General features: G+C 64.1%; 1 protein-coding gene. It reads right to left on the bottom strand.

Features of this window, described 5'->3' with window-relative positions; translation table 11 throughout:
* Positions 1-824 precede the first annotated feature (824 nt).
* Complete coding sequence (locus tag O3W51_RS47990; protein WP_269290395.1) at positions 825-1,241, bottom strand: hypothetical protein; 417 nt, start codon at positions 1,239-1,241, stop codon at positions 825-827.
* Positions 1,242-1,515: the final 274 nt, after the last annotated feature.

Genomic DNA, 1,515 nt, shown 5'->3' on the forward strand with positions numbered 1-1,515 from the left:
AAGAGGCGGGAATTCCGCTGCGCTGCATTCCCTTTTCCCGAACGCTGCGCTTATCGGGAAAGGCTCCCGCGCTGCGCGCGTCCGCCCGGTCCGGCTGCGCCGGACGGCTGGCAGGGTGAGGGGTGCCGGGCGTGCATCGCGCCTTGAGCTGTGTAGGGACTGGGGTTCCAGCCCACCACCCCCGGAGGCCGGCCCCGGGGGTCCAGGTCCGCGCCCCGAGCTTGCTTCCCTCGTGCAAAACTTCCGGAGTTTCCGGGTCCGCACCCCATACCTCCTGACCGGTGCGGGGGAGCGGGGTGCCGGACGGGAATGATGCACATGTAACTTTGGCGAATCCAGGCCACACCCCCGAGGACCGACCGAGCGTCCCCGGGGTGCTTCAAACTGGATGCCTAGATGAACTCTGGAATCATCCTGCATCACCTCTGATGACCTGTGTAGCTTCTGGGATTCAATACCTCTACCACAGGTAGATATGAGAGTGGCCTACCGGGAATCCGGTAGGCCACGGTGCGCGATCTGTCTACTTTCCCTGCCAGATTCCCACTACCACCCCGATCGACACCACGATGAGGAGAAACCTGACCTTGGAACGGAATCTCATCTCCACCCGCGATGCCGTAGCCGTGAATCGAGTGATGCGGCTGCTTCTTCTTTGGAGATTTCCAGGCCGTATTCGGCTGCGCGTCTTTGTACGCTCTCGGATGTGACGGTTCGTGCACTCGGGTCGTTTTCCGGTCGCAGGGTGATGGTGGTGTCAGTTACTTCCTGTACCTGTCGGGCACGAATTGCGTCCGTGTGATCTTCCCTCTTTTTCCCGAATCTCATGATGATGCCTTCCATGCGCCGTTTTTTGACATCCACGTCTGGTATTCCTGGCGTACGTAAGAGCGTGGGGAGTCCCATTCACTGTCGGGCCCGTAGGGTCCGGCCACCTGATCGGGGTGTCGGCGGTCCCACGCGGCCAGTTGGCATGCGTCTCCAACCGCGTCCCGCTCGGCCTCGGCAGGCGTCGCAGTGCGCCCCGCCGGTGCTTCGGCCGCCATGAGAGCAAGGCGATCGGACAGCGCGGCCAGGCGCAGGAAGCGTTCGCGTACGCGGTCGGGGCCGGCCTCTCCGGTGCGTAGAAGGGTGTCGAGTCGGAGTAGCGCGGCGCTCTCGGCCATGGGTTCGGGCGCGTGCGCGTAGACCGTTTCTGGCGGCAGGGCATCGAATCGGGCGCCGGTGCGCGGGTCGGACATGACTACTCCTGGTGATCGACCTTAGTGGTCACTGGTACTGGTCACTGGTCACTGGTCACCGGGGATCCCAGTGTAGAGGCCGGTTTTGACGGCGGCCGGACCCAAATCGGGGGTGTGGGAGTGGGGGCACTCGCCCCCACTCCCACTGATCAGTAACGTTCAGTTATCGTCGTGGTCGCGGTGCACGTAGCACGAGTGCGGGCCGTTGCTGCGGTACATCAGCTCGGGGCAGTCCCGCAGTGCGGCCCGTACGGTGCGGCGGTCGAGGCCGACG

This window comes from Streptomyces sp. H39-C1 (assembly GCF_027158125.1).
Lineage (GTDB): Bacteria > Actinomycetota > Actinomycetes > Streptomycetales > Streptomycetaceae > Actinacidiphila > Actinacidiphila fildesensis.